This window comes from Ectopseudomonas khazarica, from assembly GCF_017915135.1.
GTDB lineage: Bacteria > Pseudomonadota > Gammaproteobacteria > Pseudomonadales > Pseudomonadaceae > Aquipseudomonas > Aquipseudomonas khazarica.
Genome location: NZ_CP068551.1, coordinates 1,964,368 through 1,981,789, shown reverse-complemented (window position 1 = coordinate 1,981,789; position 17,422 = coordinate 1,964,368). Strand labels below are relative to the sequence as shown.

Sequence of the window (17,422 nt, the reverse complement as noted above, 5' to 3'; positions counted from 1 at the left end):
GATGGCCGCAGCGGCAGGCGCTGGCTTCACGGCGCCGCCGCGAAATCCTCCAGGGTCTTCATCAGTCCCTGATAACCACCCGTGGCGATGTACCAGGTGGCCGGATCGAGATAGAACACCCGGCCCTGGGTCCAGGCCGTGCTGGCGGCGATACCCGGGTGCGCGGCGAGCGTCTGCGCCGCCTTGCCCTCGCCACCGGTCGCGGCACCGCGATCCAGGATCACCAGCCAGTCCGGCTCGGCCTGCAGGGCGGCAGCCAGGCGCGCCTTGTGCCGTTCGCGCAGCTGCATGGCCTCCGGCGAACCGGGCGCTGGGCGGCCCTGCGGCAGGGATGCCGGGTCGACTGGCGGGGCAACGGACGTCGTGCCCAGCACCTCGGCGAGCATGCCGAAACGCTCGCCTGGCGCATGCACCATCAGCGCATCGTTGACGGTGAACAGCGTCAGCGTAGCGAGCCCCTGGCTCTTCTTGTGCGTCGCCGCCAGCGCCTGTTGCAGCTCGGCATCCAGCCGGGCAGCCCGCGCCTGGCGGTCGAAGATGTCGCCCAGCAGCCGCAGGTTCTGCCGCACCCCGGCGACGAAGGCATCCGGCGCGATGCTCAGGTCGAGGGTCGGCGCCAGCTGCGCGAGTTTCGCGTAAGCGCCACTGGAACGCCCGGCAATGATGATCAGGTCCGGGCGGAGGGCTTCCAGCGCGGCATAGTCCGGCTCGAACAGGGTGCCGACATTGACCGCCTCAAGCCCCGCGTAGGTGTCTTTCAGGTACTCGGGGCCGGCCATCTTCGGCACCCCGGCCGCCGACACGCCGAGTGCATCCAGCGTGTCCAGGGTGGCCAGGTCGAACACGGCAACCCGTTTGGGAACCTCGTTCAGCGTCAGGCCACCCTGCGCATGATTGACCGTCAGTGGGTAGGCGCCATGGGCAGACGCCAGGGCCAGCAGGGCGAACGCGGCGACCAGGTGGGTCACGGCGGAGCGAAGCGACGACATTTCACTCTCCTCGTTGCAATGGACAGGTAGCAGGCGCGTACGCCGCATGCGGGCGTCGCCTCGGCTGCATGCGCCCCGCCCAGGCGCCGTCGAGGGTACAGCAGCGATTGCGCAATTGATATTGAGCCGCATTCGGATTTACACCTCGCCGGAACCAGGCCCACGGGCCCTCTGCCGTGCAGGGCTGCCGGGGTGCGCAGAATTTACAAAGTGCAAATGTATAGTTTGTAAATAACATTTACTCGCAGATGAGTATTCATATCATTTGCAACCTGTCCGCAGCTTACCGGCAGATTGCCAGCAGCAAGACCTGCCCGGACATGGGCGCCCCAAGCAGCACTCGCCCGTATCGCGTCACGCCTCCGAACAGCCGCCGGGACGATCTGCCCTGCGCCGCCGGAGCCGCGCCGTCGTTCTGCAAGCACGCCGACACCTGGGCCATCCTGATTTCCGTAGGAGCTATTCGCATGTCACGCACACGCCCCCCGTTCACTGCTCGTTGCAACCCACAGTTCCAGAAAACCCTGCTGGCCGTCGCACTGACCTCGGTCGCCTCCACGACCGCCGCCGCGCAGGCATCCGATCAGGTGAAGCTCAATGACGTGGTGGTGACCGCCTCGGGCTTCGAGCAGAGCATCAAGGATGCGCCGGCCAGCATCAGCGTGATCTCGGCCGAAGAGCTGAAAAAGCGCTCCTATACCGATGTCACCGATGCGCTGAAGAATGTCGCCGGCGTGCAGATCGCCGGGGGTGGCGTCGAGCGCTCGGTCATGATCCGCGGCATGACGGCCGGCTACACCCTGTTCCTGATCGATGGCCGGCCGGTGCAGGGCAACGACGCCTTCGGCCTGAACGGCACCCAGGCGGGCACGCCGATCAACTTCCTGCCGCCGATCGAGGCCATCGAGCGTATCGAGGTCATCCGCGGCCCGGCATCCTCGCTCTATGGCTCCGACGCCATGGGCGGCGTGGTCAACATCATCACCAAGCGGATCCACAACGAGTTCGGTGGCAGCATCACCGCCGAATACTCGATGGCCGACAGCAAGAACGACGTCAACGAGGATGGCTACCAGACCAGCGCCTACCTGAATGCGCCGCTGATCCGCGACGTGCTGTCCCTGCAGCTCAATGGCTCGTTCCTGCACCAGGATGAGAGCCACCTCATCGGGGAGGACGACAGCGGCGCCACCGACCCGCGCTACAGACGCAGCAACGCTGGCGGCAAGCTGGGCTGGAACATCGATGAACAGAACCTCGTCACCTTCAACTACAACGAGGGCCGCCAACGGCGCTGGGCCAACCCCGGCAAGAGCCTGCCCCAGGCGGACGACGCCACCTTCACCGACTCCATCCAGCGCACGTACGCGATCACCCACGAAGGCCGCTACGGCAACCTGCTGAGCGACAGCTACATCAATTACGACCACTCCGAGAACCTCAGCCGCCTGAACGCCACGACCGGTGAAGGCATCGAGTACAGCGTGCTGACGGCCAATACCCAGGCGACCTACTTCGCCGGCTCGCACGCCCTCACCGCGGGCCTGACGCACAAGTACGAGAAGCTCGAGGACGGCGCCAGCAGCGGGCTGCGCGAGCCGGTGGTGGCGGACGCCAACGCGGTGGTGGAGATGGATCGCTACCAGAACTCCCTGTTCCTGGAGGACAACTGGAGCCTGACCGATGCCCTGACCCTGACCCTGAGCGGCCGTTTCGATGACAACCAGGCCTATGGCAGCGAGTTCAGCCCGAAGGTCTACGCGGTCTATCGCCTGAATGACAACTTCACCCTCAAGGGCGGCGTGACCACCGGCTACAAGGCGCCGGCCCTGCGCCAGAGCGCCACCGACTACGGCGCCACCTCGAGGGGCGGGGTGATCATCGGCAACCCCGATCTGATCCCGGAAACCAGCGTCAACCGCGAACTGGGGATCGGCTACGAGAACTTCGACCTGGGCCTCAGCAGCACCCTGACCGTCTACCAGATCGACTACGAGGACAAGATCAACCGCACCGGCCGCATCTGCGCCCAGAACGTCGCCTGCACCTACAACGGCACCACCTATCCCGCCCACCAGTACGGTTACACCGCCTACGAGAACGTCGACGAGGCCGAGCTGAGAGGCGTCGAGTTCACCCTCGACTACCAGATTCTCGACAACCTCACCTACCGCCACAGCTACACCTACACCAGCACCGAGCAGAAGTCCGGGCAGTACAAGGGAGAGCCGCTCAACGACGTGGCCAAGCACATGTTCAATGCCTCGCTGGACTGGCAGGCGAGCGAGAAACTGAACCTGTGGACCCAGATCAACTACCGTGGCGAGACCTCCGGCCGCTGGCAGACCGGCACCAGCGGCTCCAGCAGCAACGGCGTGACCTACCCCGCCTACACCTTCGCCGACGTCGGCCTGGTGTACAAACCCAGCCGCGACCTGAGCCTCAAGTTCGGTATCTACAACGTCACCAACAAAGAGGTCACCACCGAAGAGGACTTCGCCTACAACCTCGATGGCCGACGCTACGTGTTCGGCCTGACGCAGAACTTCTGAGGCGACGGGACCCGCCCTGCACGCAGGGCGGACGTCCATGCACAGACGCATCGTCAAGCCGTCACCGGGTTCGCGTGGCGGTCGCCGTATTCAGGTCGACAACCGGCCGGCGCAGCCCAGTCAGGTGAGTCAACCGAGCGCCGAATCGGCCCGGGCCGCCACTGGCGCCTGCTGCTGAGGTGCGGACTCGCCAGGGTCCGCCGGCAGGCGCAGATGGATGCGCAACCCCGCTTCCGGGCTCTTTGCCCACAACTGGCCGCCCTGCAGCTGCACCATGCTGCGCGCGATGGCCAGACCGAGGCCGTAGCCATCGCCACCTGGGCGCGCCGCGTTGAGGCGGGTGAAGGGACGAAAGATCGCTTCCAGCGCCTGTTGCGGCACGCCTGGCCCCTGGTCCTCGACGCACAGCCACCAATAATCCCCTTCGCGCCGGCCGCTCAGGCGTACCACCCCACCCTCGGGGGAGTGGCGAATCGCGTTGCGCAACACGTTCTCCAGCGCCTGCGCCAGGCCGTTGAGGTGCCCGCGCACGACGCAGTCGGCTGGCAGATCGCAGGGCAAGCGCTGGATGTCCCAGCCCGACTCGAAGCCGGCATTCTCGCGCAGCACTTCCCAGAGCCGGCCGATATCGATCGGCTCCAGCGGCAGGCTGGGCCGTTCGGTATCCAGCCAGACCAGTTCGAGGGTGTCGCCGATCAGCTTCTCCATGCCGTCGACCTCGCGCTCCAGGCGCTGGCGCAGGGCGACGATATCCTGCTCGTGCTCGCCGGCGACACGCAGCCGGCTCAGCGGCGTGCGCAGCTCGTGCGACAGGTCACGCAGCAGCTGACGCTGAAAGGTCAGCGTATTCTGCAGGCGCCCGGCCATGTGATCGAAGGTCCGCGCCAGCTCTCCCAGCTCGTCCTGGCGCCCGCCCACCCCGGGACCGACCCGGGCATCCAGGTTGCCGGCACTCAATGCCACCGCCTGGCGGCGCAGGATCGCCAGCGGCGCGATCAGCACGCGGTACAACAGCAGGCCGAGCAATACCGCGAGCACGGCCGGCAGCACCCGCTGCAGCAGGACTTCCCAGATGTCGTTGTAGCGACGCGGGTTCAGACGCTGCGGCAGCTCCATGATCAGGCGCGCCTGGTCGTCGCTGAACGGAATGGAAAACGCCGGTGTGCCCCCGGGGCGTCCGACGGAGAAATCCAGCGCACGCACGAAATCCAGGCGCTGCCGCGCTTCCCCGTCCAGCGGCTGCGAGGACAGCGAACGCAGCTCGGCGTCGACCACCACCGCCCAGACCTGCTCGCGTTCGCGCAATTCCCGCAGAAAACCATCGACGCCCTCGGCCCCGTCTTCACGCCAGGCACGCTCGGCGGCGTGCGCGTAATCGCCGAGCACCGCCTTGGTCGAGTCAGACAGGTAGGAAGTGTTCTGCAGCAGGAGGCGACCGATATCGACATGCAGGCTGACCAGCAACAGGCAGAACAGCGCCAGTGCACCGCTCAGTTTCCACAGCAGCGAGTGCCGCCCCGGCAGGCTCATGGGCTGACCTGCACCATCACGTAGCCCTTGCCCCAGGCGGTGTCCACCCGCGCATCGGCATAGCCGATGGCCTGCAGCTTGCGGCGCACGTGGCTGACATGCATGTCCAGGCTGCGATCATGCTGGGCATAGGCGCGACGCAACGCCTGCTGATAGAGGAAGGGTTTGCTCAGGACTTCCTCGCGGTTGCGCCAGAGCAGTTCCAGCACACGGTACTCGCTGGGCGTCAGCCCGGCCCACTGCCCGGCATGCGAGACATCGCTGCGTCCCTCGTCGAAGCTCAGCCCCTCGTCGCTCCCGGGGGCCTGCTGCTCGTGCCGTTCGTAGGCCACGCGGCGCAGGATCGCTTCGATCCGCACGCTCAGCTCCCCCAGGCTGAACGGCTTGGGCAAATAGTCGTCCGCCCCCTGGCTGAAGCCGGCGATGCGGTTCTGCTCGTCGCCCAGCGCCGACATCAGCAACACCGGCACCCGGCGACGCTGGCGCAAACGCTGCAGGGCCTCCAGGCCGTTGGTGCCCGGCAGCATGATGTCCATCAGCACCAGGTCGAAGTCCTCGCGCTCGGCCAGGCTCAGCCCCTCGCTGCCATCGTGGCTCAGGGTCACCTCATAGCCGCGGCGCATCAGGTCGGCCTGCAGGTGGCTGGCCAGCAGGGGGTCATCTTCGACGGCGAGAATGCGGGCGGACACGAGAGAATGAGCCATCATCGGGGACCACGGAATAAAATGAGAATAATTCTACCTCCTAAACGACAACCGCTCACCTGAAGATTCCGTCGCGCCGAATCGCTACACTGCGCGGATGTCATTACGGAGAGACATCGTGTTCAAGGATCTCGGCATCAAAGGGCGTGTACTGCTGCTCACCCTGCTTCCCACCAGCCTGCTGGCTCTGGTCCTGGGCGGCTATTTCACCTGGGTGCAGCTGTCCAACCTGCAGGCGCAACTGCTGCAGCGTGGCGAGATGCTGGTCGAACACCTGGCGCCGTTGGCCGCACCGGCCCTGCAACAACAGAACAAGGCCCTGCTCGAGCGCATCGCCCAGCAGGCGCTGGACCACCCCGACGTGCGCGTGGTCAGCTTCCTCGCAGCGGAGCGCACGCCCCTGGCGCATGCCGGCCCCAGCATGCTCAACCCCGCCCCCGACAGCCAGACCGAGATCAGCCTGCTCAGCGGTCAGGACGCCACGCGGTTCCTGCTTCCGGTCTACGACCAGCACCTGGTGCTCAGCGACGTGAGCGAAACGGAAAAGCCTCCGCAGCTGCTCGGCTGGGTGGAACTGGAGCTGTCGCACCAGGGCACGCTGCTCAGCGGCTACCGCAGCCTGTTCGCCAGCCTGCTGCTGATCGTCGGCGGCCTGGCCGTCACCGCCCTGCTCGCCCTGCGCATGAGCCGCACCATCAATGAACCGCTGCGTGCGATCAAGGCCGGTGTCGCCCAGCTCAAGGACGGCAACCTGGAAACCCGCCTGCCGCCACTGGGCAGCCACGAGATGGACGAGCTGGCAGCCGGCATCAACCGCATGGCCGAAGCCCTGCAGAATGCCCAGGAAGAGCTGCAGCACAGCATCGAACAGGCCACCGAAGACGTCCGGCAGAACCTGGAGACCATCGAGATCCAGAACATCGAACTGGACTTCGCCCGCAAGGAGGCGCTGGAAGCCAGCCGCATCAAGTCGGAATTCCTCGCCAACATGAGCCACGAGATCCGCACGCCGCTCAACGGCATCCTGGGTTTCACCAACCTGCTGCAGAAAAGCGAACTCAGCCCGCGCCAGCAGGACTACCTGACGACCATCGAGAAGTCCGCCGACAGCCTGCTCGGCATCATCAACGAGGTCCTCGACTTCTCCAAGATCGAGGCGGGCAAACTGGCGCTGGAGTCGATTCCCTTCAACCTCCGTGACCTGCTCCAGGACACCCTGACCATCCTCGCGCCCGCCGCCCACGAGAAGCAGCTGGAGCTGGTCAGCCTGATCTATCGCGACACCCCGCTGGCCCTGCGCGGCGACCCGCAGCGCCTCAAGCAGGTGCTCACCAACCTGGTCAGCAACGCGATCAAGTTCACCCGCGAGGGCACCATCGTCATGCGCGCGATGGTCGAGGACGAAAGCCCCGACAGCGCGCAACTGCGCATCAGCGTGATGGACACCGGCATCGGCCTGTCGGACGAGGAGCTGCGCGCGCTGTTCCAGGCCTTCAGCCAGGCCGACAACTCGCTGACCCGGCAGACCGGCGGTACCGGCCTCGGCCTGGTGATCTCCAAGCGCCTGATCGAACAGATGGGTGGCGAGATCGGCGTCGACAGCACCCCGGGCGAAGGCTCGGAATTCTGGATCAGCCTGGCGCTGCCCAAGGCGCGCGACGATGCCGAGGACCTGCCCCGTACTGCGCTGCTCGGTCATCGCGTGGCCATTCTCGAAAGCCATGAACTGGCGCGTCAGGCCCTGGCCCACCAGTTGGAGGACTGCGGCCTGGAAGTGGAGAGCTTCGCCGATGCCGGCGCGCTGTTCGATGCCGTCAGCACCCAGCAGCATCAGACGCGGCCACTGACCCTGGCAGTCCTGGGCATCACCGCCGAGCAGATGCCACCCGACACCCTCGGCCAGCGCATCCAGGAACTCGACCGCCTTGGCTGCAAGGCCCTGGTGCTCTGCCCGACCACGGAGCTGGGGACCTTCCACAGCACGCTGCCGGATGCCTACACCCAGTTGCAGGCCAAGCCGCCCTGCACGCGCAAGCTGCACAAGGCGCTGGTCGAACTGGTCAACCCGCAGCGCCCGCTCAACGAACCGCTGGTGCTCAACGACACGCGCCGGCCGCACATCCTCTGCGTCGACGACAACCCGGCCAACCTGCTGCTGGTGCGCACCCTGCTCGATGACATGGGCGCCCAGGTCACGGCGGTGGACAGCGGCTACGCGGCGATCGATGCGGTCAAGCACGGCAATTTCGACCTGGTGTTCATGGACGTGCAGATGCCCGGCATGGACGGCCGCGAAGCCACGGAAGCCATCCGCTACTGGGAGAACGAACAGGGGCACAGCGCCACCCCGATCATCGCCCTGACCGCCCATGCCCTGGCCAACGAAAAACGCGCCCTGCTGCAGAGCGGCATGGACGACTACCTGACCAAGCCGATCAACGAACGCCAGTTGGCCCAGGTGGTGCTGAAATGGACCGGCCTGAACCTGCGCAACCAGCCGGCCAGCAAGGCCGCCCCGCCGGCGCCGGCGCAATCCCAGAGCAAGGTGCTCGACGCCGAAGAAGGGCTGCGCCTGGCCGCCGGCAAGGCCGACCTGGCCGCAGACATGCTGAGCATGCTGCTGGCCGGCCTGCCGGGTGATCGCCAGGCCATCCGCCAGGCCCGGGAGGCCGGTGAGCGCACGGCGCTGATCGAGCGCGTGCACCGCCTGCACGGCGCGACACGCTACTGCGGCGTGCCGCAACTGCGCGCGGCCTGCCAGCGCAGCGAGACGCTGCTGAAACAGGATGACCCGGAAGCGCAACAGGCCCTGGACGAGCTGGATGCCGCTATCTCCCGCCTGACCGAAGCCGCGGCGCAGAGTGCCTGAGGAACCGCCATGCGTATCTGTCTGTTCAGCAGCAAGCCCTACGACCGGGAATCCTTCCTCGCCGCCGGCGCGCCATCCGACTGGCAGCTGCATTTTCACGAGGCGCGCCTGACTTTGGACAGCTCGGCGCTGGCCGCTGGCAGCGAGGTGGTCTGCGCCTTCATCAACGACGAGCTGTCCGCCCCGGTGCTGGAGCGCCTGGCCGCCCAGGGCACACGCCTGATCGCCCTGCGTTCGGCCGGCTACAACCATGTCGACCTGCAGGCAGCGCAACGCCTGGGGCTGCCGGTGGTGCGGGTGCCGGCCTATTCGCCGCACGCGGTGGCCGAACACGCCGTTGCCCTGGTGCTGGCCCTGAACCGGCGCATCCATCGCGCCTTCAACCGTACCCGCGAAGGTGATTTCTCCCTGCATGGGCTGACCGGTTTCGACCTCCACGGCAAGACCGTGGGCGTGGTCGGGGGCGGCAAGATCGGCCAGGCCTTCGCCCGCATCATGCACGGCTTCGGCTGCCAAGTACTGATCTACGACCCCTACCCGCTGGCCGGGCTCGAGGCCCTCGGCGCCCGTCAGGCCACGCTCGATGAAGTGATCGCCGGCAGCGACATCCTCAGCCTGCACTGCCCGCTGACCGAGGCCAGCCACCACCTGATCGACAGCGCCCGCCTGGCACAGATGAAACCCGGCGTGATGCTGATCAATACCGGCCGTGGTGCGCTGGTCGACGCACCCGCGCTGATCGCCGCGCTGAAGAGCGGCCAGCTCGGCTACCTGGGGCTGGATGTCTATGAAGAGGAATCCGAGCTGTTCTTCGAGGATCACTCCGACCGCCCGCTGCAGGACGACACCCTGGCCCGGCTGCTGACCTTCCCCAACGTCATCATCACCGCGCATCAGGCCTTTCTGACCCGCGAAGCGCTCGGCGCCATCGCCCGCACCACGCTGGACAACATCGCCGCCTGGGTCGCGGGCACGCCGGGCAATGAGGTCAAGGCCGGCGCGTGATAGCATGCCGGCTGATCCGGAGGACCCATGGCCGAACACGATTTCCGCTACACCCTGCTCAACCCGCAACACACCCTCACCGAATGCCGCGCGCTGGCGCCGGGCCGCTACCAGGTCACCGGCAACGGCGGCTCGATCCAGGCCAACGACGTCCTGCTGGTCACCCTCAAGGGCAGCCGTGACCTGCACATGCGCCTGCAGGTGGAGAAGGTCCGTCACCTGATCAATCCGCCCGGCCAATGGCTGGCCGTGTGCAAAGGTCCGCAGTTCAAGGAGCTGGCCATTCACAACTGGCAGGTCAACTGCGATGGCTGCGGCAAGCAGCTGGATTTCGAATTCGCCGTCGACGCGGCGCTTGGCAAGGCCGCCCAGGCCCCGGCTGCCGAGGCGCGCATCGCCGAACTGGGCTGGCGCAACGACGCCGGTCGTCATCTGTGCCGCACCTGCCAGGAGGCCTGACCATGCACCGCGCCCTGCCCCTCGCCCTGCTGACGACGACGCTGGTCGGTTGCGCCAGCGATGCACCGCAACTGGAAACCGAGCACAGCTACCGCGTCGAATGGATCGGTGAACGCCCGCTGATCGACCGCAGCCACCTGACCATCACCTTCGCCGCCGACGGTCGTGCCCACGGCAACGCGGGCTGCAACCACTGGTTCGCCGGTTACACGCTGGATGGTGAACACCTGCGCTTCGAGGCCCCCGGCAGCACACGCAAGTTGTGCGCCCCAGCCCTGATGGAACAGGAGCAGCGCTTCCTCGCCGCATTGGGCCAGGTACAGCGCTGGGACTTCAACGCCATCGGCCAGCTGCAACTGTGGCCGGCCAGCGGCAAGCCGATCCGCCTCTGGGCCGAGTGACGCCACTGTAGGCGGCGCTCAGCGACAATGCCGTTGTCGCTGAGCGCCCCGCTTCCTGTCAGGCGAACAGATCCAGCTGTTCCTGGCGCCCACGCATGTCGTGCAGGCGAACGCCGACCCCAAGCAGACGTACGGGCCTTTCGCCCCGGGCGAAGGCGTTGCTCAGCAGCAGCCGGTAACTGTCCAGATCGAGGCTGGCGCCCGCCTGCTCCAGGGTGGTCTGGGTGAAGTCATGGAACTTGACCTTGACGAAGGGCTTGTCCGGCCGATAGCTGGCATCCAGACGCAGCAGGCGACCGCGCATTTCCTCGAGCAGCGCCGGCAACCTCTGCAGGCAACTCTCCAGGTCCGGCAGGTCCTGATCGAAGGTGTGCTCGACGCTCAATGACTGGCGTCGGCTGTCCACCTGCACGGCGCGCTCGTCGATGCCATGCGCCAGGCGCCACAGGCGCTCGCCGAAACTGCCGAACTCACGCACCAGCGCCAGCTTGTTCCAGTCGCGCAGGTCCATGCAGGTACGGATGCCCAGACGCGTCAGCTTGTCCGCCGTGACCTTGCCGACCCCGTGCAGCTTGTTCACCGGCAACTCGGCGACGAAGTCGTCGACCTGATCCGGCGTGATGACGAACAGCCCGTTGGGCTTGCGCCAGTCACTGGCGATCTTGGCCAGGAACTTGTTCGGCGCCACGCCCGCCGATACGGTGATGTGCAGCTCCTGCGCCACGCGCCGACGGATTTCCTGAGCGATACGCGTGGCACTGCCGGAAAAATGCGGCGAGTCGCTGACATCGAGGTAGGCCTCGTCCAGCGACAGCGGCTCGATCAGATCGGTGAACTGGCGAAAGATGGCGTGGATCTCGCGGGAAACCGCGCGATAGGCCTCGAAACGTGGTTTGACGATCAGCAGGTCAGGACACAGCTTCAGCGCATGTCGCGAGGACATCGCCGAGCGCACGCCATACGCCCGCGCCTCGTAGTTGCAGGTGGCGATCACCCCACGCCGATCCGCAGAACCGCCCACCGCCAGCGGGCGGCTGGCCAGGCTCGGGTCGTCGCGCATCTCGATTGCCGCGTAGAAGCAGTCGCAGTCAACGTGGATAATTTTTCGCTGGCTCATAGGGCGTCGATTTTACGTGCATGCCCCCATGAAAGACGACAGCTGAATACCGCCCTTCATCCGTGCGCAGCAGCCCCCGGCTCAGGCTCGGTACGCGCGCAGGAAGGTATCCACCGCCGCCGCCACCGACTGCCTGAAGTCAACGACGGCCGGTTGCGCACCACACAGCAGCGGGTCCTTGATGCCCGCCTCGAGCAACCCCTTCAGGTGCAGGGCCGCCAGGTCCGGGTCGGCGGCGCGAAGAACCTGCTGCGCCATGAAGCGGGCCAGGTAGGCACTGATGGCGATTTCCGCACGGCGCGGACCATTGTCGAAGAGCGCCTTGTACAGCTCGGGATTTCCGTTCTCCACGATGGTGCAGCGGGTGACTGCCAGGCACTCCGGGGAGGTGATGATGTCGACGTAAGCCTCGCCGAAGCGCTGCAACGACTCAGCGACGTCTGCACTGCCGTCATCCAGGACGCCCAGCAGCGCATCGCATTGTGCCTCGACCGACTCGAGCATCACCGCCGCGAACAGCTCTTCCTTGGATTTGAAGTAGCTGTAGAGAGTCGCCTTGGAGCCACCGACCTTGTTCGAGATCATCGCCATGCTGGTGCGCTCGTAGCCGATCTCCTGGAATATTTCCCGCGACGCGTCGATTATCGACTGACGCCGCTCGTTGGTTTTCACCCTCATTACCACCTCACCGTCAAACTGCTGAACCTGCGCGAGCATCGGGGCTCATGTTCCCCTTGAGGCATCGCTGCCTGGCGACGGGTACCTGTCGCGCAAGGCCTTCCCGCCTTTTCTGAACCGAACTGTACATTCTTATTGACGGCCCAGACCAGCCTCGATATTAATACCGTACAGTTCATTTATAGGAGGCACTCATGAGCCGCCGCCCTTCGCATCCCCTGAGCACGGCATGCGGATCGATAGTCCTGACGGTCGGGCTGGCCGTGCTGCCCGGTTGCGAGAGCATTCCTGATCTGGGCCCCGAGCCCTCGCCGGCGAGCGCATCGGCCTTCGACTCGAACGCAAGCCTGCCCGACGCCGCTGGCGCGTGGCCCGTGGAAGGCTGGTGGAAACGCTTCGATGACGCTCAGTTGAATGCCCTGATTGCGGAGGGACTGGCGGGATCACCCGATATCGCCGTCGCCGCTGCACGAGTGCGGGCGGCGGACGCGCTGGCACAACAGGTCGGGGCCGCACTGCTGCCCAGTGTCGGGGCCGAGGCCAGCGCCGGAGGCGTGCAGCAGAGCGAGAACATGTCGCCTCAGCCGCAATTCGTGCCCAATGGCATCGACGATGTTGGCCAGGTGAATGCGACCTTCAGTTTCGATATCGATCTGTGGGGACGCAACCGCGCCGCACTTGCCGCCGCAACGTCCGAAGCTGAAGCGACGCGCATCGATGCCGCACAGGCTCGGCTGATGCTGAGCACCGAAATAGCCTCCGCCTATACGGATCTCGCCGCCTATCACAATGCGCTGGACGTCGCGAACAGGGCCGTTCAGGTGCGCACCGCCAGCGCGACCCTGACCAGGGACCGCGTGCGCACCGGGCTCGAAAACCGAGCCTCGGAGAAACAGGCTGAAAGCCGCGAAGCCTCTGCGCATGCGGATGTGGAAACCCTGAACGAAGCACTCGCGACGACGCGCAATCGCCTCGCCGCCCTGCTCGGCGCGGGACCTGATCGTGGCCGGCACATCACTCGACCAACCCTCGCGTCACCGCGACTCGCCCTCCCCGCCGACGCCGGGATCGAGCTGATCGGCCGCCGCCCCGACATCACTGCGGCACGTCTGCGTGCCGAAGCGGCCGCGAAGCGGATCAAGGTCGCGCGCACCGAGTTCTATCCAAACGTCAACCTGTCGGCCCTGGTCGGCGTCCAGTCGCTGGGCATTTCGACACTGTTCGGTTCGGGTTCCAGCTACGGCGATGCGGGGCTCGCGATCAGCCTGCCGATCTTCCAGGGCGGGCGATTGCAGGGGCGCTACCGAGGTGCCCGTGCCGACTACGACGTGGCGGTCGCAAGCTACGACGGCACCCTGGTCGCAGCCCTGCGCAGCGTCGCCGACCTCGTCGCCGTGCGTGCGGCAACCGACCGCCAGCTCGCCAGGCGCCACGACGCGGCGCAGGCAGCAAGAGAAGCCGCCAGGCTCACGGGACTGCGTTATCGGGCGGGGCTCGACAACCAGATCGTCCACCTGACGGCAGAAGACAGCATGGTCGCCCTCGACCGCTCGGTGGTCGAGCTCGAGGGCCGCAGGTTACAGCTCGATATCGCTCTGATCCGCGCACTCGGCGGCGGATACCAGGAACCGCAGACGGTAGGAAACAGATGATGACTCATGAAACGACGAACACGCTTGAGGATGCATCGGCAGCGCTGGACGCGCAGAACCTGGCGAAGCGCAGGAAACTGTTCCCGCTGCTATTGCTCGTGATCCTGCTGATCGCCGGGCTCTTTGCCGCCTGGTACGTCATCACCCAGCAAGGACGAGTGCATACCGACAATGCCTATGTGGGTGCCGACTCCGCGCAGATCACCGCCCTGGTCGCGGGTCCCATCCAGGCCGTTCCCGTGGCGGATACGCAGGAGGTCAGGAAGGGCGAGATCCTGGTGGTTCTCGACGATGCCGAATATCAGGTGGCCGTCGCTGAAGCCAGGGCGGCACTGGCGCAGGCCCGCCAGCACTACCGGCAGGCGGAGGCCAGCACCAGTGCGGCGCAGGCCCGCGTAACGGCGAGGGATGCGGAGATACTGCAGGCGAAAGCCCAGCTGCGCGACAGCAAGGCGGCGGTCGAGCGTACACGCGCCGAACTCGCCCGGCGAGAGAGCATCGCCGGAACCGGGGCGGTCTCTGCCGAAGACCTGACGGCGGCGCGCACGGCGTACCAGTCGGCACTGGCCGCACGTGACCTTGCCGAGGCGGCGATCAATTCCGCACAGGCGGTTCGCGGCTCCGCCGACGGCGACTTCGGTGCGGCCGAGGTCCTCACGCTCGGGCTGACCATCGACACCTCGCCGAATGTCGCCATGGCCAAAGCACGGCTCGACAGAGCGGAGCTCGATCTGTCACGGACCGTCATCCGCGCGCCGTTCGACGGCGTCGTCACCAACAAGCAGGTGCAGGTTGGCGAGCGTGTTGCTGCAGGCGCACCGCTGATGATCGTGGTGCCGGTGGCCAGCGTCTATGTCGACGCCAACTTCAAGGAAAGCCAGTTCGAGCACCTGCGCATCGGGCAGCCCGCCGAGCTGACCTCGGACTACCACGGCAGCGGGGTCACCTACCGGGGCACTGTCGTCGGCTTCAACGGTGGCACGGGAGCGGCCTTCGCGCTGATCCCTGCACAGAATGCGACCGGCAACTGGATCAAGGTGGTGCAACGCCTGCCCGTGCGAATCGCCCTGGAACCCGATGACCTGAAGGCGTATCCGCTGCGCGTGGGGTTGTCGATGGACGTCACTGTCGATACCCGCGGAGAGTAGCCATGAGCAGCACTGCATCTGCCGAAGCCATGGCCATCACGCCCCAACCGCTGCAAGGCATACGCCTCGCGGCTGCGGCTTTCGCGCTCGGGCTGGCCAACTTCGTCGTCGTCCTCGACACCACCATTGCCAACGTCGCGGTGCCGCATATCGCCGGTGGGCTGGCCGCCTCCGCGACGCAGGGAACCTGGGTGATCACCAGCTATGCGGTTGCCGACGCCATCGCCGTTCCCCTCACCGGCTGGCTCGCCATGCGCTTCGGCACGGTTCGCTGGTTCCTGTTCTCCATCATTGGCTTCGGCCTTTTCTCGCTGTTGTGCGGCCTTGCCCAGTCGATCGAGCAACTGCTCGCGTTCCGTGTCCTGCAGGGGTTTGCCGGTGGCCCGCTGATGCCGCTCTCGCAGATTCTGCTGATGCAGATATTTCCCAAGGAGAAGGCTGGAGCGGGCCTGGGCATCTGGGCGATGACCACCACCACCGCGCCGATTCTGGGGCCCATTCTCGGCGGCACGCTCAGCGACAACTGGTCCTGGCCCTGGATCTTCTTCATCAACCTTCCGGTGGTCGCCATCGTCGTCATGGGTTGCCTGGCGTTCATGAAGCCGTTCGAGACCCGACGCATCAAGGCACGGATCGACGTCATCGGGCTGATCCTGCTCGTCCTGTCGGTGGGCTCGTTCCAGATCATGATCGATGAAGGTCGCCTGCAGGACTGGTTCAGCTCGAACCTGATCATCGTGCTCGCCATCGTCGCCGCCATCTCCTTCGCTGCGTTCGTACTCTGGGAGTTGACCGCGAGCAACCCGGTGGTCGACCTGCGCGTGTTCCGCCATCGCGGTTTCACCTTCGCCGCGCTCGCCATGTCGCTGGGGTTCGCCGCCTTCTTCTCGCAGGTGGTACTGACGCCACTCTGGCTGCAGCAGACGGCAGGCTATACCGCGACGCATGCCGGCTATGTCGTCGGTTGGCTGGGCTTCTTCGCCGTCCTGACCTCGCCCATCGCCGCAGGTCTGATCGGCAAGGTCGATCCACGCCTCACGATCTCGATCGGCCTGCTCTGGATGGCGTTCGTCTCGACCCTGCGGGCGGACTGGAACACCGATGTCGGCTACTGGACGCTGGTCATGCCCCACCTTCTGCACGGTCTGGGCATGTCCCTGTTCTTCGTCGGGCTCAGTGCCCTCGCCGTCAGCAGCGTTCCGGAAAGGGAGCAGACATCCGCCGCTGGCCTGCTCAGCTTTCTCCGCACGCTCGCCAGTGCCATCGGCACGGCGCTGGCGATGACCGCCTGGGATTGGCAGGGCCGCACGTCCCGCTCCGAGCTGACTGCGAGTCTGAACGACCCTGAAGTGGCGATGAGTCTGCTGCAGCAGGCGGGTCTGAGCTTCGAGCAGGCACGTGTAACGCTCGAACAGCTGGTCGAAGTGCAGGCTGCGACGCTGGGCGTGCTCAACCTGTCCATGGCCGCCGCCGTCGGCTTCGTGCTGGCCGCCATCGCGGTGTGGCTGGCGCCCAAGCCCAGGAGCGTGACACTGGGCAGCGGCCACTGAGGCAAGCCGCCGAGCGTCGCGTCAGAAGTGGTAACCGATGTTCAGGTTGGTCCGCAGTATCCATTCGTCACGGTGCGTGGCGATGGTGCCGGTGCCACGTTTTCCTCGCCGGATGGCCGCTCACTCGGCGTCCGGCTGCGCCTCGGGGGCGGCCGACTGGAAGGGCTCCAGCTGCCGGCACTGCTCGACGATCCGCCGTATCGTCGGATAGCCGCTCAGCGGCACCCTAAAACGCTCGGCATTGAAGACCTGCGGCAGCAGGCAGCAATCCGCCAGCGAGGGCGTGTCGCCATGGCAGAAGCGACCGGTGTCGGGAGACTCGGCCAGCATGCGTTCCACGGCGCTGAAGCCACGCTCGACCCAGTGCCGATACCAGGCGTTGCGGCCGTCGGCGTCGATATCGAGTTGCCGCTCCAGATAGCGCAACACCCGCAGGTTGTTCAGCGGGTGGACCTCGCAGGCGATCGTCTGGGCCAGCGCCCGCACGCGCGCGCGCCCCAGCGGATCTGCCGGGAACAGTGGCGGCTGAGGATGGCATTCGTCCAGGTACTCGATGATGGCCAGCGACTGCACCAGGATCGCATCGCCATCGCTCAGAACAGGCACCAGCTCATTCGGGTTGAGCGCAGCGAAATCGGGCACATGCTGCTGGCCACCGTCCTTCAGCAGGTGCACAGGCACGGCATCCCAGGCCAGGCCCTTGAGGTTGAGCGCGATACGCACGCGGTACGACGCCGAACTGCGGAAATAGGTGTAGAGCTTGAGCAC

Annotated in this window: 14 protein-coding genes; 8 read left to right on the top strand and 6 right to left on the bottom strand. The window is 66.1% G+C overall.

Annotated elements, in window-relative coordinates; all coding sequences use genetic code 11:
- Nucleotides 1-26 precede the first annotated feature (26 nt).
- On the bottom strand, nucleotides 27-989 hold the full coding sequence (locus JLK41_RS09385; RefSeq protein WP_210390871.1) for a siderophore ABC transporter substrate-binding protein: 963 nt from the start codon (nucleotides 987-989) through the stop codon (nucleotides 27-29).
- Between the two features lie 467 nt (nucleotides 990-1,456).
- Here JLK41_RS09385 and JLK41_RS09380 point away from each other — a divergent pair, with 467 nt between their 5' ends.
- Nucleotides 1,457-3,541: a TonB-dependent receptor domain-containing protein gene (locus JLK41_RS09380; protein WP_210390870.1), complete on the top strand. Its 2,085-nt coding sequence runs from the start codon at nucleotides 1,457-1,459 to the stop codon at nucleotides 3,539-3,541.
- A gap of 129 nt (nucleotides 3,542-3,670) precedes the next feature.
- On the opposite strand, the gene JLK41_RS09375 is transcribed toward JLK41_RS09380, so the two are convergent.
- Both JLK41_RS09375 and JLK41_RS09370 read right to left on the bottom strand, forming a co-directional pair.
- Nucleotides 3,671-5,071, bottom strand: coding sequence for a sensor histidine kinase (locus tag JLK41_RS09375; RefSeq protein ID WP_210390868.1), 1,401 nt, complete (start codon nucleotides 5,069-5,071; stop codon nucleotides 3,671-3,673).
- Nucleotides 5,068-5,778, bottom strand: coding sequence for a response regulator transcription factor (locus JLK41_RS09370; RefSeq protein ID WP_210390866.1), 711 nt, complete (start codon nucleotides 5,776-5,778; stop codon nucleotides 5,068-5,070). Before JLK41_RS09370 ends, JLK41_RS09375 begins: the two co-directional genes overlap by 4 nt.
- A 115-nt stretch (nucleotides 5,779-5,893) precedes the next feature.
- On the opposite strand from JLK41_RS09370, the gene JLK41_RS09365 reads away from it, so the two are divergent.
- From JLK41_RS09365 to JLK41_RS09350, 4 genes are read left to right on the top strand one after another with little or no spacing between them, the layout of a single operon-like run.
- Entirely contained in the window at nucleotides 5,894-8,644 is a 2,751-nt protein-coding gene (locus JLK41_RS09365; protein WP_210390864.1) for a response regulator, read from the top strand.
- Between the two features lie 9 nt (nucleotides 8,645-8,653).
- Complete coding sequence (locus JLK41_RS09360; protein ID WP_037053606.1) at nucleotides 8,654-9,649, top strand: 2-hydroxyacid dehydrogenase; 996 nt, start codon at nucleotides 8,654-8,656, stop codon at nucleotides 9,647-9,649.
- 27 nt (nucleotides 9,650-9,676) lie between these two features.
- Nucleotides 9,677-10,108, top strand: coding sequence for a hypothetical protein (locus tag JLK41_RS09355; RefSeq protein WP_047590002.1), 432 nt, complete (start codon nucleotides 9,677-9,679; stop codon nucleotides 10,106-10,108).
- A 2-nt stretch (nucleotides 10,109-10,110) separates the two neighbouring features.
- A complete protein-coding gene (locus tag JLK41_RS09350) occupies nucleotides 10,111-10,509 on the top strand; it encodes an META domain-containing protein (RefSeq protein ID WP_037053611.1) in 399 nt (132 codons plus the stop codon).
- A gap of 58 nt (nucleotides 10,510-10,567) precedes the next feature.
- Here JLK41_RS09350 and dinB read toward each other — a convergent pair whose 3' ends face one another.
- The gene (gene dinB, locus JLK41_RS09345; RefSeq protein WP_037053613.1) at nucleotides 10,568-11,626 is read right to left on the bottom strand and encodes a DNA polymerase IV; all 1,059 of its coding nucleotides are present in this window, start codon (nucleotides 11,624-11,626) and stop codon (nucleotides 10,568-10,570) included.
- Between the two features lie 81 nt (nucleotides 11,627-11,707).
- Nucleotides 11,708-12,304, bottom strand: a complete 597-nt coding sequence (locus JLK41_RS09340; protein WP_210390863.1) for a TetR/AcrR family transcriptional regulator — start codon at nucleotides 12,302-12,304, stop codon at nucleotides 11,708-11,710.
- A gap of 194 nt (nucleotides 12,305-12,498) precedes the next feature.
- Between JLK41_RS09340 and JLK41_RS09335 the strand changes: the two genes are divergently transcribed.
- Genes JLK41_RS09335 through JLK41_RS09325 form a run of 3 tightly spaced genes read left to right on the top strand, consistent with a single transcriptional unit; the run spans nucleotide 12,499 to nucleotide 16,654 of the window.
- A complete protein-coding gene (locus JLK41_RS09335; protein WP_210390861.1) occupies nucleotides 12,499-13,956 on the top strand; it encodes an efflux transporter outer membrane subunit in 1,458 nt (485 codons plus the stop codon).
- A complete protein-coding gene (locus JLK41_RS09330; RefSeq protein ID WP_210390859.1) occupies nucleotides 13,956-15,104 on the top strand; it encodes an HlyD family secretion protein in 1,149 nt (382 codons plus the stop codon). The genes JLK41_RS09335 and JLK41_RS09330 overlap by 1 nt, the downstream gene beginning before the upstream one ends.
- A 2-nt stretch (nucleotides 15,105-15,106) precedes the next feature.
- The gene (locus JLK41_RS09325; RefSeq protein ID WP_244976491.1) at nucleotides 15,107-16,654 is read left to right on the top strand and encodes a DHA2 family efflux MFS transporter permease subunit; all 1,548 of its coding nucleotides are present in this window, start codon (nucleotides 15,107-15,109) and stop codon (nucleotides 16,652-16,654) included.
- Nucleotides 16,655-16,774: 120 nt separating this feature from the next.
- Here JLK41_RS09325 and maiA read toward each other — a convergent pair whose 3' ends face one another.
- Nucleotides 16,775-17,422 (bottom strand): maleylacetoacetate isomerase, encoded by a 648-nt coding sequence (maiA, locus tag JLK41_RS09320; RefSeq protein ID WP_210390857.1) that lies wholly within the window; start codon nucleotides 17,420-17,422, stop codon nucleotides 16,775-16,777.